This is a genomic window from Microbulbifer agarilyticus (assembly GCF_019800665.1).
GTDB lineage: Bacteria > Pseudomonadota > Gammaproteobacteria > Pseudomonadales > Cellvibrionaceae > Microbulbifer > Microbulbifer agarilyticus_C.
Window position 1 is genome coordinate 22,957 of sequence record NZ_JAHVKO010000008.1, and the last position, 23,681, is coordinate 46,637.

Genomic DNA, 23,681 nt, shown 5'->3' on the forward strand with positions numbered 1-23,681 from the left:
CCTCTGCGCGCCCCGCACTTTCTTCCCATCCCACGCCCACACGCCTCCACGCCCCCGACCATAGCTCCGCAGACTGCACTCGTCCCCGCCTGCCACACGCCCCCGTATCCGAAACCTTTCCAACCTGCTACTGTCTCAGACTTCACAGTCAGTGGTTTAAACTGATTTTTGGGGCGCCAGATTGGGGGCGCAGCGTTTCAAGGGAGGATGGTGATATGGGTGGAACCAAAGAGTGGCTGGTTGCCGTACTGGTGGCCGTGGCAGTCGTTGCCGGTATTTACTGGTTTGTAATTAAAGAAGCCCACCGCCCCGAGACACCGGTGGCCGTGCCCGAGGCGGTACCCGAAGTTCAACCCAAAGTTGAACTGGAAGAGCCGGAACCCGTAATCCCCCCCGCGCCGGAACCCACTCCGCCCGTGGAAGAGCCGCGCAAGCTGCCCGCGCTGAACGATAGCGACAAAGAGGCCGCCAACGATCTCGTCAGCCTCTCCGCCGATGGCACACTCGCCCGCTGGATTGTGCCCGATGAAGTGGTGCGCAAATGGGTAGCCGCCGTCAACACGGCAACCAAGGGCGACCTGATGCACAAGAACCGTCCGTTTAAAAACGTAGACGGGAAAATTGCAGTAAAAGAATTGGAGATCCGCCCGGACGGACAAAAGGTCTATGTACTGTCGCAGGAGAACTACCAGCGCTACGACGCCCCCGTGCGTCTGTTCGCCATGGTGGATACTGACACAGCGGTAAATCTGTATCAGTTCTGGTACCCACGTCTGAAGCAGGCGTATGGTGAACTCGGGCTCAAGAACAAGAACTTCCACGCGGCACTACTCGCCGCCATCGACCAGGCACTGGCCGCACCGGAAGTCGACGGCCCGGTTAAGCTGGTCCGCCCCACGGTGTATTACAAATTTGAAGACGAAAAAATGGAGAAAATGCCCGGCCTGCACAAGCTGATGATCCGCATTGGCCCGGACAACGCGGCACGCGTTAAAGAAAAGCTAACCGAGCTAAAAGGCAAGCTTGAAAACATGCCTTCCGAACAGGAGTAGTTCGCCACAGCCTTTCTGTGAGTCAAACAAAAAAGCCCCGAAGATTCGGGGCTTTTTTGTTTTGAACTGATCGAAGCGGTTACACAACCCCGCCAGACCAGTGGCTCTCCGGCAAATTGGTTACACCCATATAGCGAGCCACATCACCAAACAGCTGATGCGTGCCATAAATACGCTGGCCATTATTGACCCCGTCACCACAATTGATGATACGGCCCATTTGCAGGGCGCCACCGGCACCACCGGCGAGGGTTACCGCACCCGCTGCACCACCGTGCTTCGAGCCATCGCCAACTTCGGAGAACATCACCACCAGGGTGTCATCCAGCAAGCCGCTGTTTTCGAGCTGCTGCAGGGTGTAGGCGAGCAGACTGTGATACCAGCGCACCTGTGCGGTGTGTGGCACATCGCCCGGGCGATGCGAGGCACTGTGGCTGGCAAATTCGTTGTACCAGCGGGTAATGGAACCAACGGTGCCACTGCCATTACTGTGTTGAATACCCTGGCTAATGGCGTCCTGCGACATTTGCCAGCACTCGTCGAACGAATAGTTCACCAGGTTGCCGTTCTCATCCCCTTTGGAGAGCTGCAGGGTGGCGACCCGGTTTAGGCCACAGGAGAAAGCACCCACAATGTTATCGATTTGCGCGCGCGCCAAATGCGGGAACATTTGCCATTCGTTGGGCGTTAGCTGGCTGGAGGAGCTGGCATAAGGGTCACTCATCACATTGGTGTTGAAGCTGCACTCGCCTACCTGATTGCCGGCGAGATCCCGCAAACGCTTCAGCGCATTTTCATGCAGTGTGAGTTTGTCGCGGCGGGCGCTGTCGAGAGTGACTTCCGCAAGGCCATCGAAGTCGTTGAGAATCGCTTCGTAATAGGCCTGCTTATCGCCACTGCTGCCGCCGGAGCTACTGCCACCAGAACTACTGCCGCCACCGCTAATACCAACGGCAAGTTTCTGCGCGGCATCCGCCGGGTCGTTATTCGGAATCGGGCGGGCGCCGCTATCGTAACCGCGCGGTTTGGAGATCATGATGTCGGAGCGGCCGCCGGTACGCACGCCGAGGCTCAATACACCCTCGCTGCCCAGCTGCTCCGCAATCAAGTGATCGATACTGGCACTTTCGCGGCTGATTTCATTGTTACCGGTGAGAATGCCGCGCATATCGTTGTAGTGGGCTCCGGCACCGCTACCGATATCCAGCGTCATGTTCTGCAGAACGATCATGCGATCGTGCCAGGAAGACAGCGGCCCCAAGCCAAAGCTCAGTTCCTGACTGCCACTGATGGTGCCCGGCCCCTGCTGTGGTACCCAGTTGTAGGGCACCACACCGTTGGGATAATAGAGGAACAGCACTCGCTGGGCGGCACCGCCCTGTGCAAATACCCGTTGCCCGAGCATGCTACTGGCCACCGGCAACAGCATGCCGGCTTGTGCCAGGTTGCGCAGGAACTTGCGGCGCGACTGGCTGGTGGATTCCTTTACGGAAGCAAAACCAAGTTTATTCAGCAGTTTCATTGTTTTTATCTCCCGAATTTAGCGACGCAGAGTAAAGGCGTCAGACAGAACCAGCGTACGCAACATGTCGCGCATGCCACCGCCATTGCGCAGGTCTTCACTGACCGCGTGGATGATCAGGTCATCACTTGTGCCTTCTTCGCGCCCAACCACGTAGCGGTAGAACTGACGTGCAAAGCAGGCTTCGCCCTGATCACTGCTGGCAATTAGCGATGCCAGCTCCGGTACTGAGTAGAAGTCGTAGCTTTCGCTCGCCGGGTCTAGCACCGTAGCCGCGCTGTACAGGCTCTTGATACTGCCGCTATCGTCAATTTCGCGCTGCTCACCTGTACCGATGGTTTCGATGGTGCGATACAGGGCATCACTACCGAAACGCTCGAAGCCGAAGCCAACACCGTCAATAAACTGGTGACAGGCAGCACAGGCCGGATCCGAGGTATGCCGCGCGGTGGCTTCCCGGTTGCTGTCGCTATCTTCAAACACTACGTTGAAGTCGGCTGCCGCAGGTGGCGGGAACTCCTGACACATCAGCACTTCGCGCACATAAACACCACGCTTGATCGGCGCCGGGTTTACCGTGCTGGTACGGGAAGCGAGGAAGCTGCCGTGACCCAGCAGGCCGGTACCACTGCGCGCGTCACCGTTGGGGAAGTTGCGAATAGACCAGTCACCATTGGTATTTTCCAACCCGTAGTGCGCGGCCAGTTCACCGTTCGCCCAGGTGTAATTCGCAGAGAGCAACTCACTGAATGCGTTGTTGCCGCGAATATTTTCCAGCACGAAACCGACGGTCTCTTCTTTGAATGCCGAAATCAGATCCGCACTGCTAATCGCCGGGAATGGATACTGATTGTTGATCAGCCAACCGGAGATAAAGCGGCGCAGTCCGCGTTCCGCACGCGGGTCCGCCAGCAGACGGTCTACCTGCGCGGCCACATCAAAGTTTGCATCGCTCGCAGCCAGCAACAGGGTGTCGTCTGGCGTGGTTACCCAGAAGGTGTAGGAAAGCAGAGTCGCGATTTCATAGTTGTTCAGGCGGTACAACCCGGTCGCACTATCCAGTTCACCCAACTCGGAACGGTACATAAAGTGCGGCGACATCAGCATGGCCTGGACAACCAGACGGCCATCGTCCTCACTGGTGTACAAGCCGGTGTAACGATCGATTTCCTGCGTCGTCAGCGGACGGCGGAATAGGCGGAAGCCAAGTGTGTCGACCACACAGCGGTTATCGCCACAGCCATCAATCAAGCTGTTAAAGCCGAACTGGGAAACCGCCATGTCGGCAACCTGCTCCGAAACCTGCTCGTACCCCAGGGTGCGGTCGTTGCCGGCCCTGAGGAAGGAAGCGGTGTCGAAGTTGCGGAACAAGCCATCTGCGGGCACCGGCCCCATTACAGACTCATCGAAGGCAATACCGAAGACATCGCTGACGCTGTTGAGGTATTCCTCACGGGTCAGCAGACGCATGTTACGCGCATCGAGGTTGCTGCCATCGCAGTCGCTGCCGGAACAATTACTCGTGCTCCAGGCTTCGTCCACAATCAGGCGAGCCGTTTCATAGGCACAGGCACCCGGCTGGTCGCCCGCACAACTGGCGGTAGCGTCCATCGGCATAAAGTCTTCGATGTACTGCGTGAGTACATTGAGATCCCAATTACTGCCGGTACCTGCCAGAGCCGGTGCCACATCGCCCTGCCCCTGATCGCCGTGACAGTTTGCACACTGGGCTGCGTAGAAGTTCTGCCCGGCCTGGTAGTCGTTATTACTGCTCGGGAAGAGTGCAACCAGCGACAGGTCGTGCTGCGGAATCAACAGTTGCACCTGAGGCTGCGATGGATCACCGACGATGTAAGGCGCCGCATCGCCAGTCCAGCCACCGAATTCGGTGCCCAAAGGAGCCGCATCTGCATTCACGGTAATCACACTGCCGATTGCATAATCCCGCCCGCCATCAGAGGTTGTTCCGCCAATCACTGACACACGTGAGGTGTCGCCACCCACCGGTGCTTCAGGAACCCACGGTTCCCAGGCACCGCCGACAAAGCTGGAGGACTCATTGATGTTGCGCTGGTCACCGGTCTGCTGACCGTTGCCACTGTTGAACACCAGATTGACTTCACCATTTTCCAGATCAGCTTCGTCTACTGAATGGCTCCACCAACCTTCCGTATCGGGGCCGGACATCAACAGCCCAGGCCACTGAGTGAGCGCCTGGTCCTGGCCATTTACAGTTACCCACAGATGGACGAATACCTGATCCCAATCTTCCGGGTTGTCGTAACGGACAGCAATACCGTTGAAGCCCTCTTCCAGAGTGGCCGCCGCGGTTAACTCACCCAACACGGCTTGCACCGTAACCGCGCCTTGCGCATTGCGGGTTACCAGACCACTTTGATCAATCGTCGCCGGGCCGCTGGTCACAGACCAAACAACCTGCCCGTATACATTTGCGCGCGTACCGTCGGCACGCACACCGTAGGCAACCAGTTGGCGGCTGCTATCCAGGGCGACATTGCCCGGGGCGATTTCCAACTTGGTAATGCTGACTTCAATACCCGTGACTTCGACATCCAGAGTTTCGGTAAATCCACCCTGTTGCACGGTGATCGTTGCGGTGCCATTTTTGGTGGTACCCGCACGCAACACGATAGCGCTTTGGCTTACCGACTCGACATCAACGAGCGAAGGATCACTCGTGGTAACGCTCGGAGCAACATCCACCGGTACGGTAAAGCCGTTGTCGTACAGCGCCAAAACATTAACGTTCAATGCATCGCCCTCATTGAGGCGATTGTCATCGGCGCGTACCACGATACCAACCTGCTGAGCGTTGACGCTGTCGATCCAGTTGCGGAACAGAGCCTCGGCCACCGGGTTGGTATACAGGGTGCCCTTCGGCATGCGGTTGTTATCGGTGGTCTGATAGATATAGACCAGGCTGCTGGCGTGATCGAACGGACGCAGGCGTGCGGCACCACCGGTGGTTTCCACGTTCACCAGGCGCATCTCGTCCAACGGCGTGTCGTACTGCAGGTCCATAAAGCCGCTGGCGTGACAGTGGGAACAGTTGGTGTCCAGATAAGCGCGTGCACGTTCGTCCAGATCGGCACTGGTATCTTCCGCATCAACAAAGCTGCCATGGGTATCGGCACCACCAATGTTCTGCGTAAACAGTGCGATGTTGTTGAACACGTCCAGCTGGTTAGCGATGGTTTGTGCACCTTCGCCGTACTGGAAGTTTTTGTTCAGCTGACGGGTATGTACCGCCAGGGGCTCGCGACTGCCACTTCCGATGTGGCAGGATCCGCAGTCGGCGGCAGACTGCACGGCCCTCTGACGGTTCTCGATACCGCCGTCCATCACTGTGAGTGATTCTGTAACCAGGTCAGCGTCGCTGCCGTCGCTGTTCCAGTAATAGTTTGCCGCCTGCCAATTACCGGTGTCCTGCCGGAACAGCACAGACGTGGTAAATGGCTTGGCTGGGCTATCTGCGGTAGCAATACTCTGGTGTTTTACCAGTACCGAGCCGATCGGCAGGTCCCAGTTATTGGTACCGTCGAACGTGATCTGGCTGTCGTTCGGCAAGGCAATAAAGTGACGGGTATCGGAGCCGTCAAACCAGCCATCGGTGTTCAGGTCGTATTCCAGTACGCCGGTAACCGGCACCAGGTTTTGCACGTCGGCGAACAAACCGGTTGCAGAAAGTGTTGCCGGGATCACCGCGCTTTGCGCATCGTCATCGACAACTTTGTAGATCGTCGATTGGCCACCGTACTCCACACCGTAAGTGGAGACCAACAATGTCTCACCACTCAGGTCGGTGCCGAACGAGGCGATGTTTTCCGGGAAAGCTTCGCTAATTAACTCCTTGGCTTCGCCGTCGACAATCGACCAGATGCGCTTGGTAACGTAGTCACCGAAGACAAACCGGCCGCTCAGGCCTGGCAGCGAATTTCCGCGATATACCACGCCGCCGATAATGGAGTAACCGGTGGGGTGAGCGTAACCATCGCGCGGCGGTTCGAAATCGGTACTACAGTTTTTCGCGGGGTCGCCGCCAAGGTCACCACGGTTGTTGGTGCCTTCACACACCGGCCAGCCGTAGTTCTTCCCTTTTTCGATGAGGTTAACTTCTTCGAAGCCCGCCTGGCCGACTTCAGTTTCCCACAGGGTGTACGGCGCCTCGGTATCGAAGCTCCAGCGCCACGGGTTACGGTGGCCGTAAGACCAGATTTCTTCGCGGAATCCGGGTACGCCGATAAACGGGTTGTCTGCGGGAATCTCGTAGTACTTGCCGTCCACCGGCTGTGCCAGCGGCTTGATACGAATGAAGGCACCGAGAAGGTTATCGGTTTCCTGTGCACCGTTATTGGTACGCGGGTCTTCCGGGTAACTCATGGTGGCACTGTGGCCGTAGGCACCGTCACCAACACCGAGGTACAGGTTATTGTCCTCGGGGTGGAACTGCATCATGCCACCCTTATGGTCCGGACCACGCTGCGGGATACGCAGGATTTCCACATTGGAGTTGGCAACCACCTGAGTTGGGTTGCTGGGATTATCTACTGTCCAGCGCGCGAGGATCGCGTCGCCGTAACTACCATCCGGGGCGCGTTCGTTATCGTCGGTTCCGTGGATGTAGTAAATATAAATATACCCGTTGCTGGCGTAGTTGGGGTCAAACGCCATGCTGAGCAGGCCCTGCTCGTGGTAGTTGCGCACCTCGTTGTCGATGTTCAACAGGGTATTCACTTCGCCGGGCGCCACATCTTCCCGGTTCGGGAAAATAAATATGGAACCGGATTTATCCACCACATACATGGAATCGTTAATGCCATCGGAAATCACCATCACCGGGGACATAAACTGGCCCTGAAGATTCGGGTAGGCGATTTCGAAACGGTAACTACCGCCGGAGACATTACCGGAAATCGGGAAATTCAGCGGCTGCTCGAGCAATGGGCGCGTGGTAGGCGGCAGGTCGACTACCGGCTCCGAGTCCAGCCCGCAGGCATCCGCAGTCATCCACTGGTTCTGGATGTAGCAGGGGTTACCGTCGTAGGTAAGGTCCGCAGTTTGCGGCGCACCATTGTTGTTGAAAATAACGCTCAGCGAATCCGGCATCACGCCGCCATTCAGATGCGACTCAAAGTCGTAGCAGAAATATTCACCCGATGCCGTCATCGCATTACCGGGCCAGCCCGGCAGATTATTCACGCTACCGCCCGGCTGCGGGTTCCAGAAATAAATATGCGGCTGGGCATAATTGTCCGGATTATCGAAGCAGATACTCGTGGGGGAATTCCCGGGTGGAGGCTCGACCACTTCGGTTACGCTGATGACTTTGCTGGCATCATTAAACGTGATGCGGTAGCGGCCATTAGCAACCTGATAGTCGTTCGCTGGGTAGGCTTCGTCCCAGTTCTGATAGTGGCTGATCTTGAAGCGCGGGTTGGCGTCATCGAAGGTCTGTTCGGTAACCCAAACACCTTCACCGGCATCGTATTCCATCGCCGTGGTGCCCCAATTATTCGGGGTGCCGCGGAACCAGGCTTCAGACCAGGTTTGCGCGCTCGCGCTCAACGGGAAGAGTAATGCCAGCGCAAAAAAAACGCGCAGGCAAACGTCAGCAACGGAGTGTGACACTCCGGCTTTTTTCGGGGTAGAAATCATCGCTGTGCTCCGGGAGTTATTTTTATCCGGACGACCATCATGTTTTTACATGCGGCTTTTATTATTTTGCTGACGACCTCTCAGCATGTTTTTTACGCCCCTTTTTGGGGCGAGTGTTTACGTTACTCCCTTTTTATAGAACCTTTCCTCCTCCCCCCCGGGGCGTAGTCGTCCCCCCCGCCAATTTGTGTTAAAGCGCGAACAATTTGCGGAAATTACAGGCAAAAAAAAGCCGATATCAGAATACTGATACCGGCAAACCTTTCGACGAGAAAGAGAGGGTTGGGTCACACAAGGATAAATGTGGACTCGAAAAACATCTTCGAAATTTCGTTACTCAAAAATTAGCGCGCACTCATCTGGCTGGATTTGCTTTCGCCAAGCAGCAGAATGTCGAATGCGGTATCGAACTTAAGCTCACCATTTTCGACAACGGCTTCACTGCCAGAGTAGTAGTCTTTTACCACTGCGCCTTCGGCAAATACGTCACCAGCTGCAACGCTCTTCGCACCTGCGGGCATATCGATGGCAACCAGGACACGGTCGCTCTCCGCACCATCACGCTCCAGATTACGGGAGAAAATATAAGGGGCTTCGTTCAGCTGCTTGTGCACACCAGCACCTACCGCCATATGCGACTGACGGAACTGACCGAGCTTTTTCCAGTGGCTCAAAATCTCGCTGGTTTCGCTCTGCTGAATGCTGTCCCAGTCCATCGGCACACGCATGGATGCATCGCCGTAGGCCTGCTCATCAATCATCGGGCGGGCAATTTCATCACCGTAGTAAATCTGTGCACCACCCGGTGCCAACATCAGTTTCAGCGCCGCGCTTTTCACCTGCTTGCGCTCGCGGTCGAACGAGTGGTGATCATCGTGGGAACCCAGGTAGTTCAACACGGCAACACCATCCAGCTCACCACCGTGAAGAATGCTGGAGTAGTCGCTGAAGATGTTTTCCATATCCTGAGAAGCGTGGGCGGCGAAGCCCATGTTGATCAGGCTATCGAAACCGTGGTTGAAGAAGTCGACCTTGCGATCACCGAAGTTGTAGTAACGGCCTTCGCTGCTGGCGAAGTTGTTTACGCCGTAATGGAAAACTTCACCGACCATGAAGAACTCGCGATCATCCAGTTTGCTTTCTGGGTTATTCGCTTTCCACTCGGCCAGCGCCAGGCTCGCTTCTTTTTTCAGTACGCCCCAGATCTCTGGCTCAACGTGTTTTACGGTATCTACACGGAAGCCTGCTACGCCATATTCGCGCACCCAGTCGGTCAGCCACTTCACGATGTAGTACTTCGGTGCACGCGGGTAACCAGTACGCTCAAAGAAGGCATCCAGCTCGGCAACTTCCTGCTCCAGACGGCCTTCACGCTGCCACTTTTCGGTGAGCTGCGGCGGCAGGTCGACTGGCTCTTCGCTTTCGGTCAGGATGTCTGGCAGGTTGTCGGTCAGCGCACAGGTGACGTTCTGGGCAAAGCTGCTCCAATCACACTGCGGGTTGGTACGCACCCAGTCGGACGGCCACAGCGGATCTTCGCTGGTAACCGGGCCGGTGTGGTTGATGATCACATCCATAAAGATGCGCACACCTTTGCTGCGCGCTTTGGCGATCAGCTCGGCCAGTTCTTCTTCGGTACCAAAGTTGGCATCTACGGTAGTCCAGTCCTTCGGCCAGTAACCGTGGAACGCGTAGGTGCGTTTGTCACCCTCGTCGTAGCCATGCACGTTCTCGATGATCGGAGACATCCAGATGGCATCGACACCCAGGTCGGTGAAGTAGCCCTCTTCCAGCTTCTGGATCACGCCGCGCAGGTCACCACCGTGGAAACCGCGCATATGGGCGGCATCGCCCTTACGGCCGTAGGACAGGTCATTGTCCGGGTTACCGTTGTGGAAACGGTCCGGGAGCATGAAATAGATGGTAGCGTTGTTCCAGAACGGATCAGTGGCCGCGCTCTTGTAGTTGGCCGGCTCCGCCTTGGCTACATTCTGGGGGGCCTCTGGGGCGCTCTGTACGGATTCGACGTCGCTGTCGGTGCATCCGCTCATAGTCAGGGCCGCCGCTGAAATAAAGGCCGCCAAACTGGTCATTTTTCTCATTATCTTCCCTCCGTCGTTATAGAACGGTCATCACATCAGCCTAATGTACTCCGCTGCCCCCCAGATTCATCCTCCCGAGGCGGGGCGTAGATGAAAAAATCGACGGTCGGTGATAGTCTTGACTCCCCGTTCTAGGGGCCGCCTACAAGCACAAAAAGCTCACAAAAACAGAGGGCGGTGAATCTGCGCTGGAGAAGAACAAACACTGCGCAGGGAGAGAACTTAGGGACCAGATTTCCAAATTTGTAGGAGTGAACATGCAGGACAAACCCGTAGTATTCGTGGTCGTAGACCCCAACGACGAGCGCCACGTAGCCCTCGACCGCGCCCTGGCAACCGCCCGCGAGCGCAACCCGCAGCCCAAATTGGCCGTGTTCGTAGCCGTTGACGGCGAAGCCGTAGACACCCGCGCGGTGAATGATCACCTGTTCCGCGACGAGTTCTGGTTCCGCGACCAGATTCGCAAGCCGATTGAAGAGGCCGGCGTGGAGTTCGACATCACCGTATGCTGGTCCAGCGACTGGCAAGCGGCCATCATCCAGGAATCCAAGCGCTGCAACGCGGAAATGATCTACCTGCCGGTACACGCGCGCAGCAGCAGCCGCTTCACCTTCGCCGAGTCCAAGTGGCAGGTACTGAAGCAGGCCAAATGCCCTGTAGTACTGATCCGTCCGGGCGCACAGGACCGCCGTAAAGTGGTACTGGCTACCGTCAACTACCAGGCGCAGACCACCCAGCAGCGCCAGCTGAACCGCCAGATCACCGAGCGCGCCAGCTACATTGCCGAGGTATACGGTGCGGAACTGCACCTGGTGAACGCGTTCCTGGATTCCATGCTGTACCCGGACCGCGGCGCCCTGGCCAAGCTGGCCACCAAAACCGGCGTACCAACTGACCGCATTCACGTGAAGCAGGGCTACACCAACGAAGTAGTTGCGGAGATCGCCAAAGAGATCAACGCTGAATTGGTGGTTATGGGTACCCTGAACCAGTACGGCGAAACCGGCTCACTTCTGCGTGGCAATACCGCCGAGCGTGTCATCGGCTCGCTGGATATCGATGTGATGGTGTGTAACGCGTTTACCAATACCGCGCACTAATTTCACAACCTTCATCTTGTGTAAAAAACGCCGGCATTGCCGGCGTTTTTTATTTAGATTTTTTTCTCAACATCGCGGAAAGGAACTCTTCGTGCCGTGGAAGCTGCTTGACGGTCCCTTGAACCAATGTCTTCAGGCTCTGCATAAGGTCATTTAATTGACCGTCGTTCAAACCATCAGCAATGATGTGATGGTCCTCAGGAACTAATCCTTGACCAATCATTACTTGATACCAAGCAATCTCAGTGAATAAATCGTCGTAGTCACGAAACACCTTACCAGTGGCACGAAATAGCTCCATTTTTTCATGTAATGAATCGGGGATAGCCATGTCTTCACAGTGTCGCCAGAAGTCAGTGTCACGACGCTGATTTGCCTTGTAATGAAGGATTATAAAATCGCGGATTCGCTCCATCTCCACGCGAGACTGACGATTAAACTCAGAAACATCTTCTTTTCTAATACCGCGATGTGGAAAACACTTAATCAAGCGCGTTGCGGCCGACTGGACGAGATGGATAGATGTACTCTCCAGAGGCTCCAAAAAGCCGCTCGCCAAGCCAAGACTGACGACATTTTTGCACCACTGCTCACGACGATGCCCCGTTCGAAATGGAATAACTCTCGGCTCAGCCAAAGGCTCGCCGGGAAGATTATCGAACAATACACTCCTTGCCTGTTCATCACTCCAGTGACTGCTTGAATATACCAATCCATTACCAGTACGATGCTGCAAAGGAATTTGCCACTGCCATCCAGCGCCATGGGCGACAGATCGTGTAAACGGCGGTATATATTCAGGCGACCCACTCGGCAGCGCAATTGCGCGGTCGCATGGCAACCATTGCTTCCAGCTTTCATATTCACTACCCACTGCCTTATCGATCAGTAGGCCAACAAATCCTGAGCAATCGACAAACAGGTCACCATCCACTACCTGTCCATTTTCCAATGCTAACTGCTCGACAAAGCCAGTTTCCGCACATTTCTGAACATTCGTAACCTTCCCTTCGACACGCTTAACACCTCGCCCCTCAGCCTGTCGACGCAAAAATTTTGCGTACAGGCCAGCGTCAAAATGGTAGGCATAGGTAATACCAGGAAGATTGGTATTCGGAATCTTCCCCAATTGAGCAAACTTATTTTGTACGGCAGCCTGATAGTTTAGGGAGTAGTCCCAGTAACTGTCGGTCCCACCCTGCTCGCGATAGCGGATCCAAAAGTTGTGGAAATCGCAAAGCGGGAAGTCTTTTCCGATTGACCCAAAGGCGTGCATATAGCTTTCGCCTTCCTTGGACCAGTTTTCAAACTGAATACCCAGCTTGATACTACCCTTCGTCTCACGCAGAAACTCTTTCTCATCCAGACCCAACGCCTGGTTGAAAGTGAGGATCGGCGGGATAGTAGCCTCGCCCACGCCGACAGTTCCAATCTGGTCGGATTCTACAAGGGTAATATCCACTACCTTCCCAAGCATCCGGATCATCAGCGCCGCTGCCATCCAGCCGGCTGTGCCGCCACCGAGAATTACCAGCTTTTTTATTGCTTTACTTTCCAATGGAGTTCCCCCTACGTATACCGCGCACAGAAGCGCTGTTGGCTATCTGAAAATCTGAAGGAATAAAAAAAGCCCTTGTAATCATAGATTACAAGGGCTTTGGACTGTGAGACTAGCTACAAAAATTACAGCTCGTAGCTGAAGCCCAGCAGGTAGGTCTTACCATAGCTCTGGTAATCGCGAACCTGAAGCGCGCTGTCACCCTGCAGAGTGGTGAACGGCTCGTCGGTCAGGTTTACGCCCTGCAGGAATACGGACAGACCTTCCAGTCCACCGATACCAGATTCAGCAAAGTCGTAACCGATCTGCGCATCAACTAAGGTTTCACCCAGTACGTCGACCTGGGCGGTATCAAAGCCAACACCGTACACTTCACCTTTAAAGTCAGAACGCTTGCGCAGGCTGGTACGTGCAGAGAAACCGTAGTTTTCGTAGTACGCGGTCAGTGTCTGGATACTATCAGACAGGCCAGCCAGCTCGTAGTCGTTGTCATTCTGATCTTTAACATCAGAGCTAACACCGGTGTGGCTAGCAATCATACCGAACCCGTCAAGGCTCTCGCTGAACATATTGAACGGCAGAGACAGCGCCAATTCGTAGCCCCGCAGAGTACCGCCACCACCATTGGTCTTGCTGTAGCGGGTAGCAGTGGTATCCGCACCATCCGGAATCAGAGCAGGATCGATATCCAGAACGTCCAAGGCGTCGACTTCATAGTTGTCATCAAAGTGCCATTGGCTCAGGTCTTTCCAGAACACGGCCACAGAGAAGTAACCTTCATCACTGAAGTAGTTCTCATAAGACAGATCAACACCGATCGCTTCTTTCGGCTCCAAGTACGGGTTACCACCACTGAACTTGAAGAAGTTGCCGTTGCCATCAGGCTGGGATTCGATACCGAACTCAACAGAAGAGTTCATCTCGTCCATGCGCGCACGGGAGATAGTTTTGGCGGCACCAAAACGCAGAGTCTGCTCGTCGGTCAGTGCCAGAGCCATGTTCAGGCTTGGCAATACATGGCTGTAATCATGCGAAACATCGCTTGCTACAGGAACGACCAGGCCATCAACAACGCGACCAACACTGCCCTTGGTGTCTACTTGAGTGTGGACATAGCGCAGGCCGGCTGTACCGGTCAGAGGCAGACCAGCCACCTCCGTCTCGAAGCCAGCTTGAGCAAATGCAGCAGTAATCGCTTCGCTGACGTCATAGGACTTGGTCAGATGCTGAATACCAGTCAGCGCTTCGTCGGTCAGGTCGTAGTAGCCGTCACGCAGCAAGCCAGCAGCGTTATAGGCAACCATATCGCCCATGCCGATGAAGTCGAGAGATACGCTACCCAAGCGGTACTCTTCCGGCACGACCAGGGTGCTATTTTCCGGAGTCCCGTCAAAGCTCGCCAGAGTCATGTAGTAACCCTGAGACTTCTTCACTTTTTGACGGTCTCGGTGAGAAACACCGTAGGTAACTTCATTAACGATGCCCGCTTCAACGATCTGAGTTGCGGCCAGCTTCAAGGAAGTCAGCTCGTCATCGATCTCGGGAGCATTCAGGAAGCCATCCTGTGCGGCATTTTCGTATTGAGTACCACCCAGGTTGAACTTATTGTTCAGCGCAGCGCTGTAACCCCAAGTCAGCGGGCCGCCCAGCTGAATCAGATCAAAATCGCTGTAATCCAGATTATGGCCGAATTGAGCGCCAGTATTGCCACCATTAAAGGTGTAAGTCAGATCGTCCGCAACACCTTCGTTATCACCACGGCCGGTGCCGGAATAGCTTTCGAAGCTCCAAATGTCACGCTCTACTGAAGAGTGGCTGGCATCGAACTCCAACTGCAGCGTGTCGCTGAAGTCATACTTGGTGTTCACACCAAAAGAGGTCATCTCGGCAGCGCGAGTTTCGAGGTCGTTACGTACAACAACACGCTGACCTTCACTAACACCAGAAGTGAAGAAGCCATCTTGAGCTTCACCAACCGGAGAGTAGGAGCCCTGCCCCCAAGCAAAAGGAACTTCGATACCACGCAGAATTTTCTCGTCAGAGAAATCTACATAGAGAGCATCAAGAGTTGCGTTCAGTTTTTCATTCGGCTGCAACTCGACAACCAACATGGCACTGTCACGTTTCAGCTCAGAAGAACGCACGAACGGTTTGGCACCGCCCAACATGCTGGCACCAGTGGATTCCCAAGGAGTACCGTCTGCATTACGGTTCTCATCATTACCTGGCCAGTTGTGATAATTACCCTGATCATCCACGAAAATCTCGGGGTAACCCCAAGCATTCCAACGCTCTTCCTGATTAGGGGAGCTCATGGTGTTATAGGCAAAAGCAACACCGATGGTGTCATCAGCGAACTGATCAATATAGGAAATAGTCGCGCGCTGACCCTGATCTTCACCGTCTGGGTTCAGCTTATCGAAGCTGGTTTGCTCCATCTGAGCATTGAACTTCACAACACGCTCACCGCGCTCCAGCGGGCTAACGGTCTGCATGTCGATTACACCAGCAATACCTTCCGCTTCCAGATCGGCAGTCGGGGTCTTGTATACGGTTACACCGCTCATGATCTCGGACGGGTAAAGATCAAACTCAACGCCGCGGTTATCGCCAATGGACACCTGCTCACGGCCGTTGAATGTAGTAGCGCTCTCGTTCTCGCCGAAGCCGCGGATGCTTACGCGACTGGCACGACCGTCGAGGCGCTGGGTGGCCAGACCCGGCAGGCGGGCAAGAGATTCTGCGATGGAGGAATCGGGCAGCTTGCCAATATCTTCTGCAGAAATGGCTTCAACAACGCCCTTGGCATCGCGTTTGGTGCTGATGGAGTCCATCACACTCTTGCGGAAGCCGGTAACGGTAATCTCTTCGAGGCTAGTGTTTCCGTCTTCTTCCTGAGCGAATACGCCAACGGAAGTTACGGACGCGGCGATAGCTGCGGACAGCAGCGCCGGTCGAAATCGTTTGTTTGTCAGACTCATCATCATCTCCCTTGGACTTATCGTTATGGTGAGTAATGCCATCCTAGGCTTACCCGAAGTCCATATCCTCCACCCCCCAGGGGGGAGGAGGGGGAGAAGCTAGGGTCGGCAGAGGAGGAGGGAGCCGACCCAGATCACCATCGAGGCGGGGATTATACGGGGCGTACAAAAAATGTTCAGCCCCAGATGAGCAAATATAAAGGCAAAAACGCCCAGATTAGCGCTCGAGCCAGGCGGCAGCGCCAATCAGCGCCGGATAACCGGCCTTCAGCACCTCTACCCGAACACCCTGCAGCCAGTCCCCGAGCTGCCCTTTGGTCACAAAGCGCTGCTCGAATTCACTTTCTGGCAACAGGGATTCGATGCGCGGCAGTACGCCACCACCGAGGAACACGCCACCGCGGGCGACATAGTAAAGGGCAGCATCACCTGCGGCACTACCGAGGAAGTTAAGGAAGTCGATCAGGGTTTCACGGCACATTGGGTCGGAACCATCCAGGCCGCGGCCGCTTACGTCTGGCGGAGTCAGGTCTTCTGCCGGGCGGCCGTGCAGTGCGCACACGGCACGGTACAGGTTCACCAGGCCACCGCCGCTCAATACATACTCGTTGTATACCGGCATCTGCTCGCGGGCGAGGATGCGCAGCAGCTCCAGTTCGCGCTCGCTGCCAGCAGAGAGGTTGGCATGGCCGCCCTCCCCCGGCACCACGCGGTAGCTGCCACCTTCACTCACCAGGCCTGCAACGCCAAGACCGGTACCCGGGCCCAGTACCACCATGGGGCCGCCCTGTTGCGCGGGCACATCGCGCAGGGCCCACTTGTCGGTTTCCGGCAGGCGCGGCAATGACAAAGCCAAAGCAGCAAAATCATTGACGACCAGAGCGCGTTCGAGCGAGAAGCGCGCACACAGCTCTTCAGCACGGATGTCCCAGCCCAGGTTGGTCATGGTCACGCGGCCACCCTGCGGGGTCTTTTCCACAGGGCCAGCGACGGCTACACACGCCTCTTTGGGCACATCGCACGACAACTCTTCGAGCCACTGACTCATTGCAGAGTAAAAGTCACCAAACTTAGCGCAGTTCACCACCTGAATAGCATCCAGCCGATAACCAGCCCCTTCCGGGATGGCCACCGCAAAGCGAGCGTTGGTACCGCCGATATCTGCGACGATTCTGGTCATGAATGCGTTCCTTGGGTCAACACGAGGGGACGAACCCTGTAGTAATTTTACAAAAGCACTGTGAAGGCGCGCTAAGGTAATGATTTCAGGCGATAAATTCCAGACCTGACCAGCAAAAAATACCCTAATAGTGAAGAAAAATGCACTATTTGGAAGAAGACCACGTCATAACCATCCCGTAATAAAACTACGAAACAACCTTCGACAGCACACTATCCAACCGTTAATGCACCAGTGAAGGGCTCGAAAGCCACAAACTTCAGCAACAAATAACAACAATAGTTGGACTGAAACACCAGAACTGAAACACCAGAATAGGCGCGCCCGTTATCCGAGGCGATTTTATCGATGATTCTTTTTCCGGTGTGTCGGAACCCGACCAGGCAAACCACCGGCTGTCAGCCCGAACCACTATGCGCGGCAGGACACTCGCCGAACGTGGGGCTGGCAAGCATGGATGAACGGGCGGATGCGATGCCTATAGCAACGAACAGTGACCCAGAAGTCAATCTACAGAAAGAAAAGCCCGGCAGGAAACACCTGCCGGTCCCAATGGGGCGACGAGAAGAGACCCGTTATAGGGAGAGGAAAGATGATGTCGAAAGCTTTTACAAAGTGCCCGGCCAAAGCATGCCAGCCAGGCGTCCTCCGCCGCCATGCAACCAATGGCGTACCCGACGCCTTCTAGAGTCGCGCTTCCCGCCCCGGAAATCGCCCCACTTTGCCCGAGCGGACAAACTGGGTGGTTTCACTTTACAGTTATTCGTAAACGGGAAGCCTGTAGGGGGCGTACAACCTGACCTCCCCTCCTCCCTGCTGGGGAATTTTCATATACTGGCGATACGAGAGAATAATAAGAACATAACAACAAACCCCATCGGCGATGCGCACATGAAACAATACATTTTCAATATCCACGACGTGGTGCTATTGATGACCGCCGCGGAATGTCTGCTGCTGGCAGTATTCCAGGCGATCCTCCCGACCCGCTCCCGGCATGACGGCCGGCTGTTGATCGCGTTTCTGCTCATTATTGCCGTCGCCTCGGCCTGCACTCTGGCCCTGTGGAATGACCAGTTCTCACTGGCACCCTGGCTGGAACAAACGCTGCTCCCCTACCTACTGTTTACTGCGCTGCTGCTCAAGGGGCCGGCCATCTATCTCTACGTGTGCTCGCTGACCCGCCAGAACTTCACGTTTACCCGGCGCATGGCGCTGCACCTGCTGCCGGCGGCTCTCGTCATTCTGTGCCTGGCGATTTTCAATATATCGAGCAATGACCTGCGCCACGCGGCCGCCGGACAGGGGTTTTCCGCGACCATCGTCTCGCTGATCTGGGATCTTGCCTCTCTGGCCCCCTTCGCCTACTCCGTTGCGGCATTACGACAGATCCGCCGCTATCGCCACGCCCTGAAGGATGAGTACTCCCATTACTCGGAGGTAGAACTCAACTGGTTAACTGCGCTGGTATGGGGTGTATGTGTGGCCTGGGCCTGGACCACCGTGGTGCACGTGGTGGCCAAGTTCTCCAGCCAGAGCGTGGCCGACTATATGGGTATTGCCGACAACTATCTGTCGTTCATCCTGATCAATGCCTTCTTCGCCTACAGCCTCACCTATGCGCACCAGTTACTCGCCACGCAACCGGAAGCGGCAAGCGATGAACGTATTCCGGAGGAAGACGAGCCTTCGGAGCCAGCAATCGAGAAGGTGCGAAACGCCATGGAAAGCGACAAGATTTACCTTAAAAAGAATCTTAATTTGGAGCAGTTTTCCGACCGAATCGAATTACCAGCAAAAGAAGTTTCCGCCGTAATCAACAAACACTTCGGCACCAACTTCTTTGAGTACGTGAACAGCTACCGCGTCGAAGCGGCCAAGTCGCTGCTATCCGACCCAAGCAAGACGGACATGACCGTACTCGATGTATTGCTGGAATCTGGCTTCAACAGCAAGTCAGCTTTCCACCGTTTCTTCAGCCGACTCGTCGGTATGTCGCCCACAGAGTTCCGCAAGCAAGCGCTGGCAGATACCAAGACTTCTTAACCGCTATGTGAAGGGGATACAAAAAAGCCGCTGGCGACCTGGTCGCCAGCGGCTTTGCTTCGTCTGATCAGGCTGTGGGGTTAGCCGCAGCTCACTTTCGCCGCATCGGTCTGGGCGATGCGCACATTGTGCACCGTCATATCCAGCTCACCCGCAGTGCGCACGTAGAAGGGTGATAACACCAGATCCATCTTACCGCCAGCTTCAGCCAGACACTTCAGGTCGACGGCGAGTGTCTGCCACTCCCCTTGTGCCGCGCCTTTCAGCAAATCGGTAATCGGCTGCTCGGCACCACAATCCATACCGCAATTCATGCCGAGGATTACCGCGTCGCTGGGGGCCGCATCAACTTTTACATCAAAGATCAGTGCACCCTGGTTGCTGACAAAGCCGGAAAGATCGGTGCGCTGATTCGCGAAGAACCCGGCAATCGCATTGCCCTGTCCGCTCCACTGCAGACGACGGCTGTCTTCCTGCACATTGCGGTCTACAGATTGCACACGGATACCATTCAGCTCAGACACACTGCTGGCAATGGTTGAGCGGGTGTTTGTGGCATCGATCACCTCGAAGCTCCATGGGTCCAGCGCACGGCCGTTGAATACTGCCAGTGTGCCGTTGCCTGAAACAGGCTGCAGACCACTTTCCTCTGACAGGAGCGCGAGCTCCATGCCTTCCGCATAGCTCAGGCCATAACCGTAAGCAAACTGTGCCGCCGCATCGCTTTCACCACGATTGTGCAACGCCGGGGTCGCATCGCCTGGCCAGGAGAAGGTCAGCTTACCGGTGAAATCGAAGTTTACCTTGCCAGCTTCATCCTGGAACAGGACGTCCGCCACACCACCAGCTTCGGTACCCGGCAGCCAGATGACCGCAAAAGCATCGGAGGCATTGATATGCGGGTTAACCCACAATGGGCGACCGGTGATAAACAGGCTGACAACCGGGATACCCTGGTCACGCAATTTCTTCAGCAGGGCCAGGTCTGATGCACCAGCGTAATTTACATTGGCGATGTCACCCTGCATCTCTGCATATGGATCCTCACCAAAGACCACCACAGCAACGTCCGGTTTTTCCTCGAAGCTGCCGTCTACCGACAGCTCTACCTGGCCTCCGGCTGCAGTAACAACTTCATTAATGCCACCGTACACAGAAGTCGCGCCCGGGAAATCAGCATTCTCGTTCCCGGTTCCCTGCCAGGTAATACTCCAGCCGCCAGATTGCTTACCGATGTTATCGGCACCATCGCCTGCAACCAGTACGCGCTGATTGCGCGCAAGCGGCAGTAATTGGTCGTTGTTCTTCAGCAACACCAAAGACTCGCGCACCGCCTGACGGGCAATGGCGCGGTGCTCGGCGGCACCAATCAGGCTCTCATCACCGGCAAACGGACGGGTCGAAGGCAGGCCAGCCTCAAACAGGCCCGCACGCAGTTTCACGCGCAGAATACGGCGCACCGCGTCGTCCAGCCGCGCGGGAGAAATTTCGCCGCTTTTCGCTTCAGCCAGGGTGTTTTTGTACAGCTCCCGCCAGTTCGGATCCGGCGCCATAAACATATCCAGGCCAGCGTTAATCGCCTGCGGGCAACTCACATTGCTGCAGCCGTTGACGAACTGGTGGCCAGCCCAGTCACCGACCACAAAGCCATCGAAACCAAGACGCTCTTTCAGCACGTCGGTCATCAGATACTTGTGACCGTGCATCTTCTCGCCGTTCCAGCTGCTGAATGAAGCCATTACGGTCTGTACGCCGGCTTCAATCGCGGAGAAGTAACCCTGCGCGTGATACTTGATCAGGTCCGCTTCGCTCATGATCGCATCGCCACGATCAATGCCGTTCTCGGTGCCGCCATCGGCAATATAGTGCTTGGCTGTACCGACAACGCGTTTACCGTTCAAGAGTTCCTGGTCGCCGGGTGCACCCTGCATGCCCTGCACCAGCTCGCCCGCGTAGGCGCGCACCAGCTCGGGATCTTCAGAATAGGATTCGTAGGTACGCCCCCAGCGGTCATCGCGAACCACCGCCAGCGTGGGAGCAAATACCCACTCAATGCCGGTCGCGGAAACTTCCGCTGCGGTTGCCTCGCCAATCTTGCGCATCAACGCGGGGTTTTGCGCTGCGCCGAGAGCGATATTGTGGGGGAACAGGGTCGCGCCGATCACATTGTTGTGGCCGTGAACGGCATCGGTACCCCAGATCATTGGGATTGCCACACCGCCGTCGCTGGTATCCACCGACGCGCGGTAGTACTCATCCGCCAGTGCTACCCAGTCGGCGACACTCGCGTGCTTGTTGTTATTGGGGAAGGCGCCACCACCGTTGAGAATGGAACCGATGTGATATTCGCGCACTTCATCCGGGGTGGCGAAGCGGATCTCGACCTGAATCATCTGGCCGACCTTTTCTTGCAGCGACATCTTGGCCAGCAGCGCATCGATACGTGACTCAATTTCGGGATCTTTCGCAATCCCCGAGGTCAGTGCCGGCCAGTGAGGATGCACCGACTCGGACTGCTGGTCGGCAACCTGATCTTCCACTTGGTCCGCACAGCCCAGAAGCCCACCACCGGCAACCAGAGCCGAGATGACCCCCAGTAAAATTCGCTTCTTAAACACCATACACCCCCATCCCGCAGATAACTTTTATTAATGCTATGACTTATTTTAGCCGGACGGTCACACTGCATTTGTGGCCACGCCCGGCTTTCTCAGTGTTTGTTGTACGGAATCTACCGGCAGGGTGCGTCCCACTTTCCGCTCCCCAGGCAAAATGACCCGGGCCACCTTACACAGGTGCGACGAAGTGAAATGGGACAAGAAACCGGCCCCCGTATCACTTCACCCAGCGGATGTTATCCAGCTGTAATACCGCACCCAGCTGATTGTCCCACCCAGGGGAAATAACGAACGGCGTGTTCACACTGGCCGCATTTAAACCGGCATTGGTGAGATCCATGACCGGAATTTGAAAGTGCGTCCACTCGTTCAGTGCGGGCATATCCAGGGGATAATCACCGGAACTGCAGGGATAGACGCAGTCAGCGCGGAAGGTCAGTGAGGCTGTACCGGGATCGGCAGGTTCAGCGGTCACCCGCAGGTCAAACTCGACGTAGGTAAAGGCGCTCAGGTCATAGGTCGCGTCAGACTGAAAGAAGCCGATGCCCTGGTTGGTGTTGTAGGTCACCTCGGCGACATCACCGTAGTCACCGCCAGCATCCACTGTCGCGTAACCGACGTCGCCACTCGCGGTCCAGGTGAACCAGGAGTATGGGGCTTTCGCCTCGCCGTCAAAAATAACCAGCTCATCGCCGTCACTGTCCGGTGCTGCCGGCGGCTGGATTCCCGGGTTGAGAACGAAGTCGCCATCTGTCGAGCCACAGCCTTTACCGGTATCAAAGTCTTCGCTGCACTGGTAGACGCGCACGTAGTCGATCACGAACTCCTGGGGAAATGCGCTTTCATCGATACCAGTATCGTTCACATTTGCCGGCCAGTTGCCGCCCACCGCGAGATTCAGGATCAGGTGGAAACTCTGGTCAAATGGAGCCAGCGGGTTTTCCAGATCGGCGGTGGTGTACCAACCGTCGCTGGTCTGCGTTGCGTAGTGGTCGCCATCCACATACCAGCGGACTTCGCCCTCTTCCCATTCCACTGCATAGGTGTGGAAGTCGTCTGCAGGGTTCAAACCGCCGGGAATCTGATAGGACTCACCGGAATACTTATTGCCGGGCCAGCTGCCGCCGTAATGCAGGGTACCGTGTACCTTGTCTTCACCGCCGACTTTGAGGTTCACCGCTTCGACAATGTCGATTTCACCGGACAGGGGCCAACCGCCGTACACACCCTCGGTCGGCAGCATCCAGAACGCCGGCCAGGTGCCCTGCCCCTGCGGGAACTTCGCCCGCATCTCGAAGCGGCCATATTTCCAGTCACCAAGGCCTTTGGTGCGCAGGCGCGCGGAGGTGTAAGTACCGCTGCCACTGGTATCGTTGGGGTCGTACGCGGGGTCATCATCCACGCGGCTTGGGCCAACCGCGTCCTGGCGGATCGCCTTGATATGCAACATGTCGTCGGCGACCCAGGAGTTCTCGGCATCGTCTACGTAGCATTGCGCCTCATTGTTGCCGCCACCCCAGCAATTGATTTCGTGTGACCAGTTGGCGGAGTCGATAGCGTCACCGGAAAACTCATCGGCCCACACCAGGCAGTAGCCCGAGTTCATCGGATCTTCCAGGCATTGCTCCGGCCGGTCACTTACCGGCGGATCAACCGGTCCGCCCAGGTCCGCATCAGTGTCATTACCGCTCTCGGAACTGCCACCACCACAGGCCACCAGTGCGATCGAAAGGGAAAGAAGGGAAGCGTGAAATAATTTGCTGCTCATTATTATCTCCTCATCATCGTTTATCGTTATGTATTCCTTGGTAATGGAATAACGAGCAGGCGTTTTTTAACGTCGTGT

At 55.9% G+C, this 23,681-nt stretch carries 11 protein-coding genes; 3 read left to right on the top strand and 8 right to left on the bottom strand.

What is annotated here, in order from left to right:
• Window positions 1-215 precede the first annotated feature (215 nt).
• A complete protein-coding gene (locus tag KUV22_RS16405) occupies window positions 216-1,052 on the top strand; it encodes a DUF3014 domain-containing protein (protein ID WP_222232864.1) in 837 nt (278 codons plus the stop codon).
• Between the two features lie 79 nt (window positions 1,053-1,131).
• Here KUV22_RS16405 and KUV22_RS16410 read toward each other — a convergent pair whose 3' ends face one another.
• From KUV22_RS16410 to KUV22_RS16420, 3 genes are all read right to left on the bottom strand, one after another.
• Window positions 1,132-2,574 carry a DUF1552 domain-containing protein gene (locus KUV22_RS16410; protein ID WP_222232865.1) on the bottom strand — a complete coding sequence of 481 codons (1,443 nt, stop codon included), beginning with the start codon at window positions 2,572-2,574 and terminating at the stop codon, window positions 1,132-1,134.
• Window positions 2,575-2,592: 18 nt separating this feature from the next.
• A complete protein-coding gene (locus KUV22_RS16415; RefSeq protein WP_222232866.1) occupies window positions 2,593-8,250 on the bottom strand; it encodes a PQQ-dependent sugar dehydrogenase in 5,658 nt (1,885 codons plus the stop codon).
• A 344-nt stretch (window positions 8,251-8,594) separates the two neighbouring features.
• Entirely contained in the window at window positions 8,595-10,352 is a 1,758-nt protein-coding gene (locus KUV22_RS16420; protein WP_261319650.1) for an alpha-amylase family glycosyl hydrolase, read from the bottom strand.
• 257 nt (window positions 10,353-10,609) lie between these two features.
• On the opposite strand from KUV22_RS16420, the gene KUV22_RS16425 reads away from it, so the two are divergent.
• Window positions 10,610-11,452, top strand: a complete 843-nt coding sequence (locus tag KUV22_RS16425) for a universal stress protein (RefSeq protein ID WP_222232867.1) — start codon at window positions 10,610-10,612, stop codon at window positions 11,450-11,452.
• 49 nt (window positions 11,453-11,501) lie between these two features.
• Here the strand turns inward: KUV22_RS16425 and KUV22_RS16430 are convergent, their stop codons facing one another.
• The 3 genes from KUV22_RS16430 to glk all read right to left on the bottom strand — a co-directional run bounded on the left by KUV22_RS16430 (window position 11,502) and on the right by glk (window position 17,171).
• On the bottom strand, window positions 11,502-13,010 hold the full coding sequence (locus KUV22_RS16430; protein WP_222232868.1) for a tryptophan halogenase family protein: 1,509 nt from the start codon (window positions 13,008-13,010) through the stop codon (window positions 11,502-11,504).
• 125 nt (window positions 13,011-13,135) lie between these two features.
• Window positions 13,136-15,991 (bottom strand): TonB-dependent receptor, encoded by a 2,856-nt coding sequence (locus KUV22_RS16435; protein WP_222232869.1) that lies wholly within the window; start codon window positions 15,989-15,991, stop codon window positions 13,136-13,138.
• 217 nt (window positions 15,992-16,208) lie between these two features.
• Window positions 16,209-17,171 (bottom strand): glucokinase, encoded by a 963-nt coding sequence (gene glk, locus KUV22_RS16440; RefSeq protein WP_222232870.1) that lies wholly within the window; start codon window positions 17,169-17,171, stop codon window positions 16,209-16,211.
• 891 nt (window positions 17,172-18,062) lie between these two features.
• Here glk and KUV22_RS16445 point away from each other — a divergent pair.
• A complete protein-coding gene (locus KUV22_RS16445; protein WP_222232871.1) occupies window positions 18,063-19,217 on the top strand; it encodes a helix-turn-helix domain-containing protein in 1,155 nt (384 codons plus the stop codon).
• An 80-nt stretch (window positions 19,218-19,297) separates the two neighbouring features.
• Here KUV22_RS16445 and KUV22_RS16450 read toward each other — a convergent pair whose 3' ends face one another.
• Both KUV22_RS16450 and KUV22_RS16455 read right to left on the bottom strand, forming a co-directional pair.
• Complete coding sequence (locus KUV22_RS16450) at window positions 19,298-21,838, bottom strand: glycoside hydrolase family 3 protein (RefSeq protein WP_222232872.1); 2,541 nt, start codon at window positions 21,836-21,838, stop codon at window positions 19,298-19,300.
• 214 nt (window positions 21,839-22,052) lie between these two features.
• On the bottom strand, window positions 22,053-23,603 hold the full coding sequence (locus tag KUV22_RS16455) for a glycoside hydrolase family 16 protein (protein WP_222232873.1): 1,551 nt from the start codon (window positions 23,601-23,603) through the stop codon (window positions 22,053-22,055).
• Window positions 23,604-23,681: the final 78 nt, after the last annotated feature.

Bases quoted from the DNA above. Each gene is read 5' to 3' on its own strand.
- KUV22_RS16405 (WP_222232864.1), top strand. From the start codon at position 216: ATGGGTGGAACCAAAGAGTGGCTGGTTGCCGTACTGGTGGCCGTGGCA.
- KUV22_RS16410 (WP_222232865.1), bottom strand. From the start codon at position 2,574: ATGAAACTGCTGAATAAACTTGGTTTTGCTTCCGTAAAGGAATCCACC.
- KUV22_RS16415 (WP_222232866.1), bottom strand. From the start codon at position 8,250: ATGATTTCTACCCCGAAAAAAGCCGGAGTGTCACACTCCGTTGCTGAC.
- KUV22_RS16420 (WP_261319650.1), bottom strand. From the start codon at position 10,352: ATGAGAAAAATGACCAGTTTGGCGGCCTTTATTTCAGCGGCGGCCCTG.
- KUV22_RS16425 (WP_222232867.1), top strand. From the start codon at position 10,610: ATGCAGGACAAACCCGTAGTATTCGTGGTCGTAGACCCCAACGACGAG.
- KUV22_RS16435 (WP_222232869.1), bottom strand. From the start codon at position 15,991: ATGAGTCTGACAAACAAACGATTTCGACCGGCGCTGCTGTCCGCAGCT.
- glk (WP_222232870.1), bottom strand. From the start codon at position 17,171: ATGACCAGAATCGTCGCAGATATCGGCGGTACCAACGCTCGCTTTGCG.
- KUV22_RS16445 (WP_222232871.1), top strand. From the start codon at position 18,063: ATGAAACAATACATTTTCAATATCCACGACGTGGTGCTATTGATGACC.
- KUV22_RS16450 (WP_222232872.1), bottom strand. From the start codon at position 21,838: ATGGTGTTTAAGAAGCGAATTTTACTGGGGGTCATCTCGGCTCTGGTT.
- KUV22_RS16455 (WP_222232873.1), bottom strand. From the start codon at position 23,603: ATGAGCAGCAAATTATTTCACGCTTCCCTTCTTTCCCTTTCGATCGCA.